This is a genomic window from Prosthecobacter sp. (assembly GCF_044226605.1).
Lineage (GTDB): Bacteria > Verrucomicrobiota > Verrucomicrobiia > Verrucomicrobiales > Verrucomicrobiaceae > Prosthecobacter.
The window spans coordinates 98900-115173 of record NZ_JBGAGS010000018.1; the positions used below are offsets into that span (position 1 = coordinate 98900).

Annotated in this window: 13 protein-coding genes; 8 read left to right on the forward strand and 5 right to left on the reverse strand. The window is 61.1% G+C overall.

Annotated elements, in window-relative coordinates:
* Nucleotides 1–157 precede the first annotated feature (157 nt).
* Together ACILSO_RS23445 and ACILSO_RS23450 are read left to right on the forward strand one after the other, a co-directional pair.
* Nucleotides 158–601, forward strand: coding sequence for a universal stress protein (locus tag ACILSO_RS23445; protein ID WP_395739902.1), 444 nt, complete (start codon nucleotides 158–160; stop codon nucleotides 599–601).
* Nucleotides 602–677: 76 nt separating this feature from the next.
* A complete protein-coding gene (locus ACILSO_RS23450; protein ID WP_395739903.1) occupies nucleotides 678–1112 on the forward strand; it encodes a hypothetical protein in 435 nt (144 codons plus the stop codon).
* Nucleotides 1113–1248: 136 nt separating this feature from the next.
* Here the strand turns inward: ACILSO_RS23450 and ACILSO_RS23455 are convergent, their stop codons facing one another.
* Nucleotides 1249–2058, reverse strand: a complete 810-nt coding sequence (locus ACILSO_RS23455; protein WP_395739904.1) for an alpha/beta hydrolase fold domain-containing protein — start codon at nucleotides 2056–2058, stop codon at nucleotides 1249–1251.
* A 706-nt stretch (nucleotides 2059–2764) separates the two neighbouring features.
* Nucleotides 2765–3940 carry a hypothetical protein gene (locus tag ACILSO_RS23460; RefSeq protein ID WP_395739905.1) on the reverse strand — a complete coding sequence of 392 codons (1176 nt, stop codon included), beginning with the start codon at nucleotides 3938–3940 and terminating at the stop codon, nucleotides 2765–2767.
* Nucleotides 3941–4427: 487 nt separating this feature from the next.
* On the opposite strand from ACILSO_RS23460, the gene ACILSO_RS23465 reads away from it, so the two are divergent.
* The 4 genes from ACILSO_RS23465 to ACILSO_RS23480 all read left to right on the forward strand — a co-directional run bounded on the left by ACILSO_RS23465 (nucleotide 4428) and on the right by ACILSO_RS23480 (nucleotide 10318).
* Nucleotides 4428–6749, forward strand: coding sequence for an RDD family protein (locus ACILSO_RS23465; RefSeq protein ID WP_395739906.1), 2322 nt, complete (start codon nucleotides 4428–4430; stop codon nucleotides 6747–6749).
* A 340-nt stretch (nucleotides 6750–7089) separates the two neighbouring features.
* The gene (locus ACILSO_RS23470) at nucleotides 7090–7890 is read left to right on the forward strand and encodes a hypothetical protein (protein WP_395739907.1); all 801 of its coding nucleotides are present in this window, start codon (nucleotides 7090–7092) and stop codon (nucleotides 7888–7890) included.
* A 180-nt stretch (nucleotides 7891–8070) separates the two neighbouring features.
* Nucleotides 8071–8661 carry a hypothetical protein gene (locus tag ACILSO_RS23475; protein WP_395739908.1) on the forward strand — a complete coding sequence of 197 codons (591 nt, stop codon included), beginning with the start codon at nucleotides 8071–8073 and terminating at the stop codon, nucleotides 8659–8661.
* Between the two features lie 646 nt (nucleotides 8662–9307).
* Nucleotides 9308–10318, forward strand: coding sequence for a hypothetical protein (locus ACILSO_RS23480; RefSeq protein WP_395739909.1), 1011 nt, complete (start codon nucleotides 9308–9310; stop codon nucleotides 10316–10318).
* Between the two features lie 251 nt (nucleotides 10319–10569).
* Here the strand turns inward: ACILSO_RS23480 and ACILSO_RS23485 are convergent, their stop codons facing one another.
* The 3 genes from ACILSO_RS23485 to ACILSO_RS23495 all read right to left on the reverse strand — a co-directional run bounded on the left by ACILSO_RS23485 (nucleotide 10570) and on the right by ACILSO_RS23495 (nucleotide 13248).
* Nucleotides 10570–11208, reverse strand: a complete 639-nt coding sequence (locus tag ACILSO_RS23485) for an XAC2610-related protein (protein WP_395739910.1) — start codon at nucleotides 11206–11208, stop codon at nucleotides 10570–10572.
* A 192-nt stretch (nucleotides 11209–11400) separates the two neighbouring features.
* Entirely contained in the window at nucleotides 11401–12417 is a 1017-nt protein-coding gene (locus ACILSO_RS23490; protein WP_395739911.1) for a ComEC/Rec2 family competence protein, read from the reverse strand.
* 183 nt (nucleotides 12418–12600) lie between these two features.
* Nucleotides 12601–13248 carry an adenylate/guanylate cyclase domain-containing protein gene (locus ACILSO_RS23495; RefSeq protein WP_395739912.1) on the reverse strand — a complete coding sequence of 216 codons (648 nt, stop codon included), beginning with the start codon at nucleotides 13246–13248 and terminating at the stop codon, nucleotides 12601–12603.
* A gap of 279 nt (nucleotides 13249–13527) precedes the next feature.
* Here ACILSO_RS23495 and ACILSO_RS23500 point away from each other — a divergent pair, with 279 nt between their 5' ends.
* Together ACILSO_RS23500 and ACILSO_RS23505 are read left to right on the forward strand one after the other, a co-directional pair.
* Nucleotides 13528–14469 carry a hypothetical protein gene (locus ACILSO_RS23500; protein ID WP_395739913.1) on the forward strand — a complete coding sequence of 314 codons (942 nt, stop codon included), beginning with the start codon at nucleotides 13528–13530 and terminating at the stop codon, nucleotides 14467–14469.
* Between the two features lie 230 nt (nucleotides 14470–14699).
* The gene (locus ACILSO_RS23505) at nucleotides 14700–15992 is read left to right on the forward strand and encodes a tetratricopeptide repeat protein (RefSeq protein ID WP_395739914.1); all 1293 of its coding nucleotides are present in this window, start codon (nucleotides 14700–14702) and stop codon (nucleotides 15990–15992) included.
* Nucleotides 15993–16274 lie beyond the last annotated feature (282 nt).

Sequence of the window (16274 nt, forward strand, 5' to 3'; positions counted from 1 at the left end):
GCGGGCAAGGAATGGTGGGTGTTTGACAAGCGCTTTTCCGAAGGACGTGCGAATGATGAGTGAGAGCCTGTGAGTGTGCGTGCGTGCTTGCCTGTCTGCATGCGGCGCGGACTGCAGCATGGCTTTCGCCCCAACCTTTAGCCCCCCCTTCCCTGTCATGAAAACGATCGTTGCGCTGGTGGATTTGTCTGACCTGAGTTTCAAGGTGCTGAAGCAGGCGCATGCGCTGGCGACGGCCTTTAAGAGCGAGGTGGTGATCCTGCACGTGGTGCCGAAGGAGCCGGTGGTGGTGGACGTGGGGCTGGTGTCTCCGACGGTGATGCGTGCGCCGAGCCCGGGATCGGTGCAGGTGCAGTATGAGCAGCTGGAGGAGATGCGGGAGTCGCTGATGAAGTTCGGTGTGAAGGCGCGGGTGGAGCAGTTTCCGGGGGCGGAGGTGGACACGGTGCTGGAGGAGATCAGCCGCCTGGGGGCGGAGCTGGTGATCGTGGGCTCGCACCATCACAGCCGGATTTACAATCTGCTGATCGGGAGTGTGTCCAATGATGTGCTGATGCGGGCGAAGTGTCCGGTGCTGGTGGTGCCGGGCGGAGAGGGGTAGAGGCTGGATGCTGGATATGCGGTCTGGAGTGGGGACTGCTTGACGGCGGGGTGGCGCTCTTTTTGATGGGGTGAACATGTCTGACAAAACCGCCGACGCGAAACGTGCTGCTACCGCTGCTGATGCCGATGAGAAAGTCCCGCCGACGCCTGCGTGGGTGATGACGATTCTGGTGCTGGTGCTGCTGGGGCTGATGGCGCTGACGGCGAAGCTTTCGCTGTATCCGACCATGCCGGCGGAGTGGGTGAAGGTCTTTAACACGCCGCAGATGCCGATGGCGGAGGTGAACAAGCAGCTGGCGGAAAGCCATGCGGTGATGGATTCCGTGAAGGCGGGGGTGGATGACACGGTGGAGACGTGGTCGCTGAAACACAGGACGGGCTCGTGGTCGGCAAAGGTGACGCTGGTGAAGTCGGACAAGGGCGTGGTGTTTGGGAACGCGGAGGTGCGCTGCGATGTGACGAACCTTCCGAGCTTTGCACGGACTTGGGTGTTTCCTGAGAAGAAGTGAGGCTGCGCTGGTTGCTCTGAACCGGAGGCGGGCCGCAAAAAGACGCAAATGATGCGGGATTGCTGAGTCCGAGGACGGAAAGGGAGGAAGAGGAGGAAGAGGAGGATTTTTTGGGGAGGCTGGGGAGAGGAGAGAGCTATTTGGGGTCGAGGTGGCGGTGGAAGAAGGTGGAGACTTCGGCGAACTGGGCGTTGTCGAGGCGGAACCAGTGGAGCTTGTCGGGGACTTCGATGAGATCGGCCTCGACGCCGGCATCGGCGAGGGCGAGGAAGAAGCGCTCGCTTTGCTCGATGGGGACGACGTGATCGTGAACGCCATGGATGAGGAGGAACGGGGGCATGGCGGGGGTGGCGTAGTTGATGGGGCTGGCGGTGGCGGCGAGGTCGGTCTTTTCAGCCATGCGGCCACCGAGGAATTTTTCGATGAGGTTGAGCTTCTTGCGCTTTTCATAGAGCCAGCCGAGCTCGACGAGATCGCTGGGGGAATAGAGGGCGCAGACGGCGCGGATGCAGGACTTGCCTTCCTTGGCGGCGAGGAGCGCGGCGAGGTGGCCGCCGGCGGATTCGCCCGCAGCGCCGATGCGTTCGGGGTCGAGGCCGTAGCGGGCGCCGTTTTTGCGGAGCCACTGGCAGGCGGCGCGGCAGTCGTCCAGCTGGGCGGGAAAGACGGCGGTGCTGCTGAGGCGGTACTGAATGGAGGCGACGGCGATGCCGCTGCTGGTGAGATCGCGGACATTGATGTGGTAGCGATTGCTGCCAACCACCCAGCCGCCGCCGAACATCCAGAGCACGACGGGCACGGGTTTGTCACTGCGAGGGACGTAGAGGTCCATGCGGAGGTCCTTTCCACCAGGAGAGGCGAAGACGAGGCTGCGGTAGATTTTTTCATTGGGCCGTGCGGGGCCATAGGGGGCGCAGCCGGAGAGGCTGAGGAAGAGGAGGAGCATGAGAAGCCAACTGCCCAGGGGACGAAGCCGCGTGGCGCTGGGAGAGCGCGAATGAGGCTGCTGGGGCGGAAGCGGAGACGGACGTGGGGTCATGGCTGACGGGGATTCGTGGATGGAGGGGCCGCAGGACTGGTCTGGTGGTGTTTTTTGAGGAGGGGCTGGGTGGTAAATGCAGATGGGATGCCGAGGCGGGCTGATGATCAGACGTGAGTGAGGCGATGATGATTCAGTGGTGCGGCGTGGGAATTGAAATGGTGGGTGGGTGGCATTGTGAGGGACAGAGTACGCTGGCTTTTGGCAAGGGAATGGCCGGAGGTTTGCAACGCAGGTTTGGAGCGAAGCGGAAGCAGCCAAAGGCAATTCGGAGAACGCAGAGAAATGCTGCTGAGCCGGGGCTCTGTGATTATTAATTGTCAGCGGTGTTGATTGCTTCAGCGTTTCCTCACACGGCGTGCAGGGCCGAGGAAAGCCGGCTATGGATGAGTAATACTAGGCGCGGAGCCGAGGGTGGAGGCATGAATGGCGTCGCCCATCCAAGATTCGATCTTGCCGTGGAACACAGGATACCTTGTATGGTGTCTTCACCGCATTGAGCGAACGCCCCCGGTCACCTGATCAAACCGGGATCTAAGGCCCAGATCTTTACACAGGAGGCACGAACTCAGGAAAGATCTTGGCTGGCATTGGATTCTGGATTGTCATAAGCCTAAATTTCTGGCCAACCCAAAGGAAGGTCAAAAATGCTTCGGAAGGAGACCCCCTCGTGCACGATAAAGCCCGTGTCTTTCAGTTCGGCATATGAAAACTGACGCAACTCTTCTGGCAATGCCCTTTTTGCCCAAGGGTTCATGTACAGGGTGGAACGCCTCGTGCAAAGCGCATAGATATCCAAATCATTAAAAATCCATGTTCCGCTGACCCTTTTGTATTGCGGACCTTTTGGGCCATTCCAAGCGCCATCTGGTAACCGAGCAACAGTCACTTGTTGGGAATCAGATCCGGGCAATTCTTCAATGGCCATCTGGGCACTGCCATAGAGTGCCGAAATTTCATCCTCCTTGTCAAGAAATGGAGTGTCGAAATTGATTGCGATTAGGAATGGCTTATCAAGTTCGCCATATCTATTTCCCTTGGAAAGAATAGCATCCCGCAGCGGACTGGCTGAGTCAATAAATCCGAAACCACGGCTTGAAACGCCACGAAGGCTCGTTGATTTACCTCGGCGCTCTGGGGGTATTGCTCTCGCTCGAAGTTCCAACCTCCATTCCTCATGTTGGTAGACAAACGGCTTCGGGAAGAGACCTCCGCTGGAAGGGTAGGTCCGCCAAATTTCATCTGCGTCAAGACTGTCCAACCACTGAAAAACTTTAGCTTTTAAAGCTCGTGTGCTGGGCTGTGTTTTTGGAAGCCCCGAATGGCTGATATCAACCCTGAAGTAGTCATGCCTGCAGTTAGCGAACAGATCCAGAGTTGAAGCAACCATGCGGCACCTTCCATTCAACCCCGATTTATCTTCTGAGGCCAACACTGCTTCTAAATAGAATTGAGCACCGTTGGGCGAGGTAACGAGAAAATCTGGACGCTTGGATGAGCCATTGCTCAACTGTGGATGCGGCGACAACTGGAATCCCTGTTTCCGTAAAATAAAGTATAACGCAAGTTCGAAAAAAGCGGAGCGGAAGAGCTGATCATCACCACTCTTGAGACGCCTGGAAAGATCGTATGATTCTTCAGCGGAATACGTGTCGAACATTTGTTGCAGTTGACGCCTGGCATTTCCAATTTCAGGCCGAGCCGACCGCTCTAAAAACTCAAACTCGGTTTCTGCGTTCCTTTTTGGCGAACTGTCAGTTCTGATTATTTCGTTGAACAATTGCATCATTTAAACAGGATTGCCATTCGCCCCTCCAAGGAGTTAGCTGATACTCGTTCGAAGGAAAACTTCTCTTTTTCAAATATTGAAGAAGCTGCCAGATGAGAGTGAGTGTGTGTGTGGCATTTGGTTTAGCCAGTTAACCTACTGTGGCGGTGGTTCTGCCGTTACGTGCACGCGAGGGGCGGAGCGGTTGCAGACGCTGCTGGTCAACGATGAATGCGGCGGAATGATGGGTTCGCTTCCCGGGTTGCTTGAGGCAAACCCTGGGTCGACTCGCCGAAGCGGGTGTGAAGGCAATGCTGCAAGAGGGAGGTTTTGTGGATCTACCCGCACCGCCCCAACGTCCGACTGGAGCGCTGGGACGAGAAAGAGCTTGGTGTTTTGAAGGGGGCACTGCCAGTGCGTCTTCGGAGCGCCTGAAGGTCGGACTGAAAAAGACGAAAAAATGGGAGGTGACAGGAGAATGTTTGCTGCTTCGATGGGTCACTTCCTTATGACGATCCAAGATGCTCTGCTGATTCTCGACCTCTCCGCACCCATCAGCCGGGAGATGCTGGGCAGGGCGTATGAGGAGGGGGTGGCGGTGTGGAATCCGAAAAACTTTGAGGGGCGGGTGTCGCTGCTGGCCAAGGCGGCGGCAAAGACGGAGCAGCTTTTCATGGCTCATGATCTGCTTTCGCGCCTGCCGGATGATGTGTTTCCCTTTCTAGGAGGTGCGAAGACGGGCGGGAGCTCGGGGGGGATGGCGAAGGCGGGTGCCTTGCCCATGCCAGCGCCTGCGCCTGCGCCCGCATCGGCGCCTTTGCCTGCGCCGAGTCGACTGGCGGAGGCTGAACGCGGGGCTTTGCCACCACCGCAGCCGCAACCCCATGCGATGGGGGTGGAATCTCCGGCGATGGAGCACGCCGCTGCGGCGGAGGGTGAACCGCAGGCGCGGCCGATGCCGCGTGCGATGAGGCCGCGCCCGCAGCAGATGTCCGCGATGCCGCCGCAGATGGAGCAGCCTCTGCATGAAAGTCCGCGGGCCGAGGAGGCGGTGGCGGCGCCTCAACCTTCTGCGGCTGTGATGAGCAGCGGTGCGGAGGCTGAGCGTGAGGCGAGGAGGGCGCTGCCTCCCCTGCCCTCTTCTCCACGGATGCCGCAGGAGATGCCGCCTGAGGCGATGTATTCTGAGGCGCAGCATGAGGCTCCGGTTTCTGAGACGGCGGCGGAGCAGGAGGTGATGGAGGAGCCGGGGCTGCCGCCGGTGGAGACGCGGCAGGCGCCGCCGCCCATGCCTCAGGAGGCGGTGCGGGGAAAACAGCCGAACAAGAACGCGAAGGCGCTGCCTCCACTGCCTGCAAATTCGGCGCATGCGGCCGATGCCGCCAATGGTCAAGATGGGGTGCAGCGGATGGCGCAACCGGGGGGCAGGCCGGCGCCGGTTTTGTATCGCGCAGGGGCGTGGATCATCGACTGCATGATGGTGGGCATCTTTATGACGCTGGTGGGAATGGTGACTGCAATGGCGACGCCGAGCGCTCCTGGCAGCGGGATGGATCTGGTAGCCGTGGTGCGGATGGGGGCGGGGACTGTGTTTGCGATTTTGTACTACGTGATGATGGAGAGCTCCGCCACGCAGGCGACTCTGGGCAAGAAGGCCTGCGGCCTGGTGGTGACGGACATGGAGGGGCGGAGGATCAGCCAGGGGCGGGCAACGGGCAGATATTTTGCGCGGCTGCTTGCGGGTCCGCTGACGCTGGGGATCGGGTACCTGATGGCGGCGTTTACGCGGCAGCGGCAGGGGCTGCATGACATGGTGTCCGGCTGCCTGGTGCGGCGCGGCGTGGCGGAGGGAGCAAGCCCTGCCACGGTGAATGAGCGCACGCCGCGGGTGCTGATCTACATGGGTGTGGGCGTGGTGGCCATGGCCGGGATGGTGGGCTACACGCTCTTTCTAAAAGATGCGGAGATAAGCCTGCCGGCGGACACGAGTTTGGCGCAGGCGCCGGCTGCAAACCAGGTGCCTGTGACGGCACCTGCGCCGCTGGTTTCCCCTGCCCCGGCGATGACTGCGGCGCCGGGTGCGGGCGGTGGTGCTGTAGCTGCGCCAGCGACGGGAGCGACGGTGTGGAAGAAGGGGCTGCCCATGGCGGATGTGCAGGCGCTGGCGGCGCGTGGCGATGTGCAGGCGGAGATCGAGCTGGCCTTTGCGTATGCGGCGGGCACAAACGTGACGAAAAACCTGGCCACCGCCGCGGAGTGGATGCGCAAGGCGGCGGAAACGGGCGACGGCTTTGCGCAGTATCACATGGGGTATGCGTACCGCATGGGCGAGGGCGTGGCGAAGGATGATGCGGAGGCGGCGCGCTGGTACCGCAAAGCGGCGGAGCAGGGCGTGCCGCTGGCGCAGGTGGATCTGGCATGCGCGTACTTCACGGGCGAGGGCGTGCCTAAGGATGATGCGGCGTCTGTGGTGTGGATGCGCAAGGCGGCGGAGCAGAACAACAAGGAGGCGCAGGACAGCCTGGGCTCGGCGTATCAATACGGCGTGGGCGTGGCGAAGGATCCGGCGGAGGCGGTGCAGTGGTACCGGAAGGCGGCGGAGCAAAACTATGGAATGGGCTGCTATCACCTGGCTGTGTGCTATGAAGATGGCGTGGGCGTGACGCAGGATCTGGTGGAGGCGCTGATGTGGTACATGCTATCAGCCACCACGGACAATCCAGACATCACAGCGTCCATGGTGGCGCTGGAGAAACGGATGACGACTGCCCAGCAGTGGGAGGCGAAGGACAAGGTGCTGAAGATCGTGAAGAGCCGGGAAAAGAAGTGAGCGGCTGTTATTTATGATTTACGATTTTTGATTTATGATTTGGGATGGGTGATCGCATTATGAAGGCCGCGCGTTTGCTTGGGACGGTGTGCTTGATGCTGTGTCTCGGCAGCGCGTGTGCGGATGCGGATGATGCGCAGGAGAAATCAGGGACGAGGGAAATCCGCTTCGAGCGGGAGATGTGGCTCAAAATTACTCCGCCCTGTGTGCTGGAATCCGGAGGCAGCACGGAGGAGGAGAGGAAGGTCTGGGTGGACAAGGGCAGGTTTCAACTTAGGATTCTTCTTGTCACCTGTCATACTCTCAGGTTTGTGTCTGGAACCCATGAAATGATGACTCTATGAACCTGCGATTTTACGCTGTGGCTTTGATGATGGGGATGAGCGTGCTGACTGGCGTGGCTGTGGGGGAGGATGAGACGAAGAGGGCGGCGGAAGCTGATGTTTTTGAGAGGTATGTCGTGATTCCGAAGGGGGTGCCGGTGGCGCAGCTGCCGCAGGGGATCCCAAGCATGGCGGGCAAGGTGACGCTGGTGGCGGATTTCGCGCGGGCGAAGAAGGGGGAGGCCGTGGATGTGTATCTGATCAACCGCGGCGAGCGGGACATCCTGCTCAATGCGGAGGACGGGGATGTGTATTTGAAGCTGGAGGCGCAGAATGCGGACGGGACGTGGGCGCGGGTGCAGCCGCATCGCTTCAGCTGGTGCGGGAACAGCTATGGCCTGAAGCCGAAGGTGGAGAAAGAGTGCTTCTACAAGATCAAGGGATACCAGCCGATGGTGGGAACTGTGGCCAGGATCCGCTTCCGGCTGTACAACCAGAAGGGGCTGGATCTGGCGACGGAGGCGGGTGACGGGATGGTTCTTGCCGAGGAGGCCAGGGAGGCGGCGTATGATTCACTGGCTTTGAGGACGGGGCCCTTTGAGATGGTGCGGGATCTGGCCACGGGCACGAAGACGGCGGGCGGGTCCGTGGAGTACAATCAGAGCATCCAGAGGGATGCGATCCGCAGTCTGGGGGACGGGCGTTTCCCGGCGGGGCAGGTGCTGCCGCTGCTGGATGAGATCGAGAAGAAGTTTCCTGAGCAGGAGACCGAGGTGAAGTTTGCCAGGAAGTCATTTAATGTGATGCGGGAGCGCTGAGGAGGAAGAGGCAGGAGCAGGCAGTGGACGCCGGGGGTGGGAAGGACTCGCATGGGTGCCTTTGCCTAATGGGTTGATTCAGCGTGTCGTAGGCGGCGCTCTTTAAGTTGGGCTTGTAACGGATGAAGGTTCAAGATATAGGCAGGGGCGTTCCTTCTTTCTTTTCTCACGGAGATTTTTATGAAACAACAGCCTGCGAATCCGCCCGCCCATTATCGAGTGTCCCAGGAAATCCTGATGAGTTTTGCGGCGCCGCCGCGCTGGTGCTGGCTTTCGGGGCACGGGGGGCTGGTGCGGTTTTTGCAGGAGCAGAAGACAACGTCTGACGGGCAGGACCTGGAGGCAAGCCGGCTGGCGGGGATGTTCTGGTTTGATGAGATTCTTTTTTCAAGCACGCGCGCGCAGGCGAAGAGCGAGCTGCATGCGCAGTTTCCCAAAGGCCCGCCGCAGGGGACGACGCTGAGGTCTCTGACGGGGCTCTTCATGCGGCTGTGCCTGCGGCAGGATCTGGCGATCTGCAAAAACTGGACGCAGGATTTTGACGGCTACGCGGTGCTGCCGCTGCGCCCGCAGGATGCGCTGCTGGCGCTGGTGGGCCCCATCCGCGAGCAGCCGTACTACAGCAAGCTGCGCAAACGGGACAAACGCCACGCGCTGGCGGAGTCGAAGAACATCCGCCTGCCGGGCGGTGCGGAACAGTTTGTGGTGGATTTTTCGCTGAAGGAGAATCGCGCGCATGAGGGCCGGATCATGGGGCCGTTTCCGTTTTGAATGGCGGAGGTGCGGTGACAGGAAGGCGGAGGGAGGGACATGTCTGCAGGTGGTGTTTGAGAAGTAAGGCGGGCGGGCTGTGATGGTGGTTGTTTGTCTTGTGGGATCGTGATGGATGGGAACGATGGGGTCGGGAGGGGAGCGTTGTTTGCTCGCAGCGTGGGGCGCGATGGTGTGACGTCTGCATAAAATGCCGCGGTGCTTACGCGGTGGCGCGGCGTTTTGGAGTGCGCCGGACCGCTGGTGTTTTCGTGTGCCGCGGGCGGTGCGGAAAGCTCCAGAGGGCTGGAGCACTCCAGGACGCTCTCGCGTTCTTGTGAATGCTTGGAGTGGCGGGATGGGGAGGAGCGTGGAGGTTTGTTTGTTGGGGGCTGTTTGCGTGGAGGGCGGTTCCGGAGCCGGCTAAAGCCGGGACTACAATACTGGCGCGGGCTTGCTTGGAAGCAGGGGGTGGGGCGGCGGTGGTGGAGAGGGCTGTGATGCCGAATGACGTGCTCAGAAGAGATGCGATTTGTTTTTCGGCGGGCTGGTTGAAGGTGTTTGTTTTTGGTTGTTGTTTCCCCTGCCCTGCTCTGTGGTATGAGTCGGTGTGCTTGTCCTTGTGTTTGTTTTTTGTCGCAACTGCCAGTCACGAACGATGTCTCTTATGAAAGCATTTTTTGCATGGATGGCTCTTGGCCTGGGGTGCGTGGCTTTTGCGGAGAAGCCTGCTGCTGCCGCTGCTGCTAAGGCGCAGGCGGAGGTGATGACGAATGAACCGGGTGAGGGCCTCGTGATCAAGGAGAGGGACCTGGGGCTGTTTGAGCGGATTGAACCGGAGAAGACGCTTTTCACTCCGTGTGTGGCGGTGCCGCTGGTGGAAAACCAGGGCTATGGCTGGCGGCTGAAGGTGGAGACGGAAAGCGAGAGCGTGGTGGTGAGGCATGAACTGCGCATGCCGGCAGCGCCTGACTCGTGGGTTTCTCTTTCGCCAGGGACGACTCTTTCCGAGGACATGCGGACGGCCACGTCAGTGGAAGAGCTGAGAGTGCATCAGGGCAATCTGTTTCAGTTCTGGTATTTCACGGAGGGTGACCCGGAAGGGTTGTATGAAATGCGCGTGTTCATCCATGACCGGCTGGTGGGGGAGTTTAAGTTCTGGGTGAGGCGGCCGTTTCCTGAGCAGGTGCGGGATTTTCTTGACTCGGAGTGGACGGAGCTTTCCATCAGCACGGTGGTGGGATCGGATGATCAGCGCGTGACCGCGACCTGTGTGAGGCTGAATCGCGAGAGTGCGAATGCGCCGGTGACTTATGCGCTGCCACTGGGCAAGGCTGCGCCGGCGGATGCGCGGGTGAAGGAGGAGGCGATGGATGAGCTCTTCTCCGAAGTGCGCGATGCGGCGGAGGCGGCCTATGAACATCGATATCCGCTGGAGGTGCTCCTGGACCTGCCGCTGAAGAGAGCCTGGGAAACGCTGAAGAGCGGAGGGGTCAAGATCGACCGCTCAAATGTGGAGATGCTGATCATCCGTGGCAAGAACGCCAAGGGCGCGGTGAGTCTGGTGGAATTTGGCCCGTGCGCGTCGCTGGATGAGACGATCCAGAGGCTCTTTCAAACGAAGGCGCTGGAGGTGAAGCGCGAGGAGCGGAAGAAGGTGCTGGGAGTGGAGTGGTGAGAGGAGGCGTGTGCGATGGACAGTGATTCTGGCCATGTTGTGATGGAGGGATATATCGCGCTGCGAGAGTGCCGCCGCGAAGTGGTGGCAGCTGCAGGCAACGCGGAGAAATGAACGCGTGGTGGTGAGATCCTGGTCGGGCGGGGACCACCGCTCCGCGGCAAATCTTGCGCACAGACGTGGGGGCCGGATGCCGGGGAAATGCGGGGAGGCCACATCCGACGAGCGGTGACGAGGGGCTGGCGAAATACTCAACGGGGGGGCCCGATGTGACTGTAGAACCTGCGCATGCGCCCATTCGGCAGATACAATGTCGTGATGAGGTATTCGCGATCGTCCGGCGCGTGGGGGAGGATGTCGCGGAATGCGTCTGCAAAGCCTTTCTGGATTCTGCGGACGAGTCTGTACTGGCCGTGCTCGAAGCGATAGAAGACGCTGCCTTCACGACCGGAGCAGGAGAAGAGGCGCGTGGTGGGATCGTAGTCTAAAACACCGGCGGCGTCGAAGTCACTGCGGCGCTCGAAGCGGTGCTTGCTGGGATTGTAGAAGAAATAACAGCCGGTGTGGACGGCATCTCTGCCGGAGAGGTCCACAAAGCGGAAGTCGGTGTAACCATCGTCATTGTAATCGGCGGAGGAAAAGCCGGGGGTGTTTTGCTCGAGGGCGTTCCTGATGATGTCAGCATCGGAGCATGGTATGACCTGTGCTGGGATGTGGGGTGAGGAGAACGTGATGCGAAGCTGTGCGACGTGGGACTGGCCGCCCATGAGGACCTGCACGGTGGCGGTGGATTTGCGGACGCGGAAGGTGAAGGCGGTGCGCGGCGCGTCTTCTTCGAGTGCGAGAGCGGCTGCGGGCAGCAGAGCGGCGAGGATCAGGGCCAGTTTCACGGGAGTTGGATGTGGTGAATCTTTGGAGCCGTAAGTGGAAGCTTACTTCTACTTTAGTAAGTTCTAATTGCTTGGATGCTAAATCCAGCTTCTCCAGAGTGATTGACCACGGATTGACACGGATACCTGAAGCTGAGGGTCAAGAATTCCCGGTGTCGTTCATGAACATCCTGAAAAGTTACCAAAGTAGAATCACTTCCTGGCTGCGGCTTCGGGCTTCTTCGTGGTGTCGTCGCGGTCGGTGGTGACTTGCCAGGTTTTGCCGTTGGTGGTGATGTGGACGTTTCCGTGGAGGCCGGTGACGTAGGTTTGGGTGCCGAGGGCCTGGAGGTCTTTGGTGGAGCGGATGCCTCTGGCATAGCGGGGAAAGACGCTGGCGATGGAGACTTCAGGGCGGGTGGATGCGCCGAACTCTTTGGGGATGGGATGGATGCCGTGACCCGGGGCTACCAGGATGTGGCATTTGAGCTTTGATTTGTCCACGAAGGGCATGAGGCTGGCCTCGATGTCTTCGGTCTGGATGTCGCCGGGGAGGAGGAATACGATGTCGCCGAACTGGATGCGGAGCATGAGAGAGTTGGCGTTGACGAGGAAGTGCGAGGGGCTGTCATTCTTGGGGCGGCCGGGGACATTGGGATCTTTGAAGAAGGTTTTGGGCGGGGCGATGACTTCGATCTTGAGGTCGGGGTCGAGCGCGAGGGTTTCGCCTGCGGTGGCGCAGAGGTAGGCGCCGCGGGCGCGGAATTCTTCGCGGACGCGGGTGTAGTGTTCGAGCTCGTCCTTGTTGGTGCCGAGATAGTCGGCTTCGAGGTCGCTGTGGAAGAGGTAGCCGCAGTCGATGAGGAGCTTGATGGGGAAGTTGTCCTTGAGCCAGAGGAGGCCGCCGAAGTGGTCGTAGTGGGCGTGACTGATGAAGATGCCGTCGATGCGGGTGATTCCTTCTTTTTTGAGGAGCGGGGCGATGAGATCGCGCCCGGCATTGAAGTTGGAGAGCCAGCCGTCGGAGGAAAGCTTTTCGGGGTGCGCGGTGCCGGTATCGTAGAGCCAGGTCCTGCCAGAGGGTGTGCGCATGACGATGGCGAGGCCCGCGCCGCGCTGGATGTCGGGGATCTCGAGCACGGTGAAGCTGAAGACGGGCTCGGCGGCAGGGGTGGTGGCAGCGGATGTGAAGAGCGTGAAGAGAAGCAGGGCGGAGATGGCGCGGAGCATGAGGAGCGATGGAAATGGGCAGAGTGTACGCAGGAGAGAGGCGGGATTCGCGGCGGAGTTTTGGGTGGAGATTTGAACTGGGGCTTTGCAGTTGTCTGTTCTGCCTGGCAACTCACAGCGACCGTGGGCGGCGGATCTGGCCAAGAGTGCGTGTGAGTGGAGCTGGAGCTGGTGCTGCTTTTTTCAGAGATCGTAGAGGACGCGGGCGGCGGCTTTGGCGCCGGGGGGGATGTCGGCGATGGGTTCGAAGCGGAGGCCGGGGATTTCGGCGGCGGTGGCGGCTTCCTGCACGGAGGCGGTGACGAGGATTTCCCAGGCGCGGGCGGTGTCTTCGCCAAGCTTGCTGGCGGCGTTGACTTCGCGGCCGAAGACGTCGTAGTCGCCAATGCGGAGCACGGGGCCGTAGCCGAGGCCGATGCACTGGAGGATGTGCTCTTCCTGGGGCTTGCCGGTGTTGTATTCCTTGGCGGTGCGCTGCATGTCGAGGGCGCACTGGAGGGCGTTGGCGACGGTGCGGAAGATGATGAGCATGCTGTCGCCTTCGACCTTTAAGAGGATGCCGTCGTTTTTGTCCACGCAGGGGGTGAAGATGCGCTGAGCTTCATAGATGACCTGCAGGAAATGGATGATGCCGAATTCGGCGGCGTTGCGGGAGAAGCCGGAGAGATCGGTGAACATGACGGCCCAGGTTTCGCCGAAGAGATTCCAGATGCGTGCGTCCACGGCGGCGCGGTCTGCGCCGGGGGTGAGACGCTCTGCGAGGAGTTTTTCGAGCCGCTCCTGCGAGGCGTGGATGGCGATTTCATGGGCGGAGGAGGTGAGGGGTTGCATTCAGGAGAAGGGCGGTGTGGGGATGAAGGGGCGGATGCTGGATGCTGGGGTGGGAGCTTGAGGGGCTGGCGCTGTATGAGAAGCCAGATTTACCTCGTCTCATCGAACAAGCGAGCACTCACATCAGCGCCTGAGACGTGGCTCGCATGCCTCCAGCAGGAGCGGGGATGACGAAGACCTCGTGAGCTGTCACAACCTTGAGCGCGGCAGAGACGATGAATTTGAAGAGGGCCAGCGACGCAGCGGGGCTGAAGGGGCCGGAATTTTTACACCGCAGAGATGGGAAAGACGCAGAGGTTTGAAGAAGCGGATCCATGCGGTGTCTCGGTGGTGGTGGTGATTTTCTGCGTGAAGGTGGAGGCGCACTTTTTTGGTGAAGGAATGAGAGGCAAGGGAATGCCGAACTCCGGATCGACTGAGATGGCGGAGATTTTGAGTGACAATTCTCATGCACGCGGCGCGGGGGCGTTTACCTCTGCGGGCATGGAGACTCATGATTCAATGAAGAGGGAGGCGGAGGTGAATCCGTATGCGGCGCCGGCGAGCGGGGCGACGACGGCGGGACTGCTGACGGCGGATGGGAATGATGGGGCGAAGAGGGGCTGGTGGCCGGGGGTGAGCCTGCTCATGCTTGCGCTGCTGGCGGGGCTGGGGTGGCGGATGGAGCTGGAGATGACGACGGGATGGGCTTCGATGGACTGGATCGGGAGGTTTCACTGGGCGATTCCGGCGGGGGTGCTGGCGTTCATCGCGTGGGTGCTGTGGGTGACGCGGGGGAAGGTGAAGCGCCGAGGGGCGTTTGCGGCGGCGCTGCTGGGGTATGGTATTATGGGCTACTTTGTGGTGCAGGGCATTCTGCTGTTTGTCTGCGGCCGCCAGCTCCTGCTGTTTGATGATGAGGAGGGTTCGGGGTACAAGAGGCTGCTGGTGGAGAAGCAGAAGAGCTTTCTGCTGCTGGCGCTGGTGCCGGTGCTGTTCTGGCTGCTGTGCCGTGGCTTCGGGGTGCGGGTGCGGCTGGGGAGCGTGCTGGCGTGCACGGTGCTTTTCATGCTGAGCTGGCCGCTGGCGGATCTTTTGTTTACGATGGTGGAGGGGCGCAGCGAGATGTTTTTCATCCACGCCGTGAAGAGCGGGTATGTGATCCCGCCGCTGATGCTGTGCCTGGGATGGCCGGTGCTGAGGGCGCGGGGAAGAGAGGGAAGTTCAAAGTTTGAGGTTTAAAGTTTAAAGTTTGAAACTGGGGCGGGGTGTTTGAGTGGTGCGCTGTGTTTTTTGGCAGGGGGAATGGGGCTGGTGAAGGAACGGGGCTCCCCTGTCCTGTGCTGCGCAGGCGGCGGGCTTGTGAAGAATGGTGGCTTGCGAGGGCTGCGGGTTTCTCTATTTCTGTGGCCCCTGCCCTGGCGCCGCTTTTTTTCGTGAACCTCTGCTGCATTTTCCCTCCTCTCCCCTGCATGAAGACGCCACCTGCCCGCGCTTTGTTTTTTGGCTTTGCCTGCCTGCTGCTTGGGGCTGCTGCCGTGGGTGCGGGTGGTGCGATGGCGGCGGGGACTGAGGTGGAGACGAAGGCGAAGGCAAATCCGGACGTGGGGGCGAAGGCTTATGAGGCTGCGGAGGCGCTGAAGGCGGCGGAGGCACTGGTGAAGGCGCGCGCGGAATCGCTGGGCGCGGAGGATGCGGAGACGCTGCGCGCGCGCCTGCTGGTGGCGCAGGCGCTGTCTGCCCAAGGCAGGACGGCGGAGGGTGATGCCATGATCCACGAGCTGCTGCCGCTGATGACGAAGGTGCTGGGTGCGGAGGCGCCGGAGACGCTGCGCTGCCTGTCGGGCGATCTGTCTGCCAGGTCAAGGAAGGGCGCGAACGCGGAGATGGAGAAGGAGTATCGGCGGCTCATCGCGGTGATGGTGCGTGTGCTGGGGCCGCAGGACATGGACACACTGAAGACGCGCAGGCGCTTGGCGGGCACGCTGCTGGATCTGGGCAGGCCGGTGGATGCGGAGCGGGAGGGCCGCAGGGTGCTGGACATCCTGAACCGCACGGTGGGCGAGAATGATCTGGCGTTTCTGGACTGCCAGGCGGACATCGTGCAGGCGCTGAGCGCGCAGGGGAGAAAGGAGGCGGCGGAGACTCTGTGCGCGGGCGTGGTCGACAAGGGCGTGCGTCTTTTCGGCGCGGACTCTCCGCCGACGCTGCGGTGGCGCGGCATGCTGTGCGGGCTGCGGTTTGAACAGGGCAAACTGCCGGTCGCAGAGGATCTGCTGCGCGGTCTGGTGCGTGACATGACGCAGGTGCACGGGGCGGAGCATGCGGAGACGCTGCGCTTTCAGGAAGACCTGTGCCTGGTGCTGGCCGCGGAGGGCAAGTACGGCGAGGCGGAAAAGGGCTACCGCAGCCTGATCCCGCTGAAGGAGCGTGTGCTGGGGGCCGGACATGCGGAGACGCTGACCTCGCGCCGGGACTTGGCGCAGGTGCTTTCCGCCATGGGGGCCAAGGAGGCGGCGGTGAAGGAGTATCGCGCGCTGCTGGCGGCGAACGAGCAGGCCTTCGGCGCGGAGGATGCGCGCACGCTGCGGATCTGCTTTAACCTGGCCTCGACGCTGTGGGAGCTGCAGCGGGACGCGGAGGCTCTGCCCTATGCACAACGTGCGCTGGAGGGCCGGACCAAGGCTCTGGGAAAGGACCACGAGGACACGCAGGCGGCACAGCGGCTGGTGGAGGGGCTGAGCAGGGCGAAGGAGAAGATGTGAGGGCTGAGGTTCAGAGTTAGAAGTTTAAGGTTTCAAGTTTCAAGTTGGGTGCGGGGTGGGAAGGGAGACTTGGAGGATGTTTGGGTGCGACGGGATACCATGATCTAATGGAAACGGGTATGCGCTTGCGGGGAGGCTGAGGAGGAGGAGGTGCGGCTCGGAGACGAAGCGGGGTGGAGACGGCTGATGGCGATGCTAAGTTCGGGCAGGCGCGGGCGCGGACGCTGTGGTGGGGCTGCTTTCGGGTTGGTGGCGAGAATGAAATCGGGGCAGAGGGGCGCC

Bases quoted from the DNA above. Each gene is read 5' to 3' on its own strand.
- ACILSO_RS23460 (WP_395739905.1), bottom strand. From the start codon at position 3,940: ATGATGCAATTGTTCAACGAAATAATCAGAACTGACAGTTCGCCAAAA.
- ACILSO_RS23475 (WP_395739908.1), top strand. From the start codon at position 8,071: ATGAAACAACAGCCTGCGAATCCGCCCGCCCATTATCGAGTGTCCCAG.
- ACILSO_RS23465 (WP_395739906.1), top strand. From the start codon at position 4,428: ATGACGATCCAAGATGCTCTGCTGATTCTCGACCTCTCCGCACCCATC.
- ACILSO_RS23455 (WP_395739904.1), bottom strand. From the start codon at position 2,058: ATGCTCCTCCTCTTCCTCAGCCTCTCCGGCTGCGCCCCCTATGGCCCC.
- ACILSO_RS23445 (WP_395739902.1), top strand. From the start codon at position 158: ATGAAAACGATCGTTGCGCTGGTGGATTTGTCTGACCTGAGTTTCAAG.
- ACILSO_RS23480 (WP_395739909.1), top strand. From the start codon at position 9,308: ATGAAAGCATTTTTTGCATGGATGGCTCTTGGCCTGGGGTGCGTGGCT.
- ACILSO_RS23500 (WP_395739913.1), top strand. From the start codon at position 13,528: ATGGGAAAGACGCAGAGGTTTGAAGAAGCGGATCCATGCGGTGTCTCG.
- ACILSO_RS23505 (WP_395739914.1), top strand. From the start codon at position 14,700: ATGAAGACGCCACCTGCCCGCGCTTTGTTTTTTGGCTTTGCCTGCCTG.
- ACILSO_RS23490 (WP_395739911.1), bottom strand. From the start codon at position 12,417: ATGCTCCGCGCCATCTCCGCCCTGCTTCTCTTCACGCTCTTCACATCC.
- ACILSO_RS23470 (WP_395739907.1), top strand. From the start codon at position 7,090: ATGAACCTGCGATTTTACGCTGTGGCTTTGATGATGGGGATGAGCGTG.
- ACILSO_RS23450 (WP_395739903.1), top strand. From the start codon at position 678: ATGTCTGACAAAACCGCCGACGCGAAACGTGCTGCTACCGCTGCTGAT.
- ACILSO_RS23495 (WP_395739912.1), bottom strand. From the start codon at position 13,248: ATGCAACCCCTCACCTCCTCCGCCCATGAAATCGCCATCCACGCCTCG.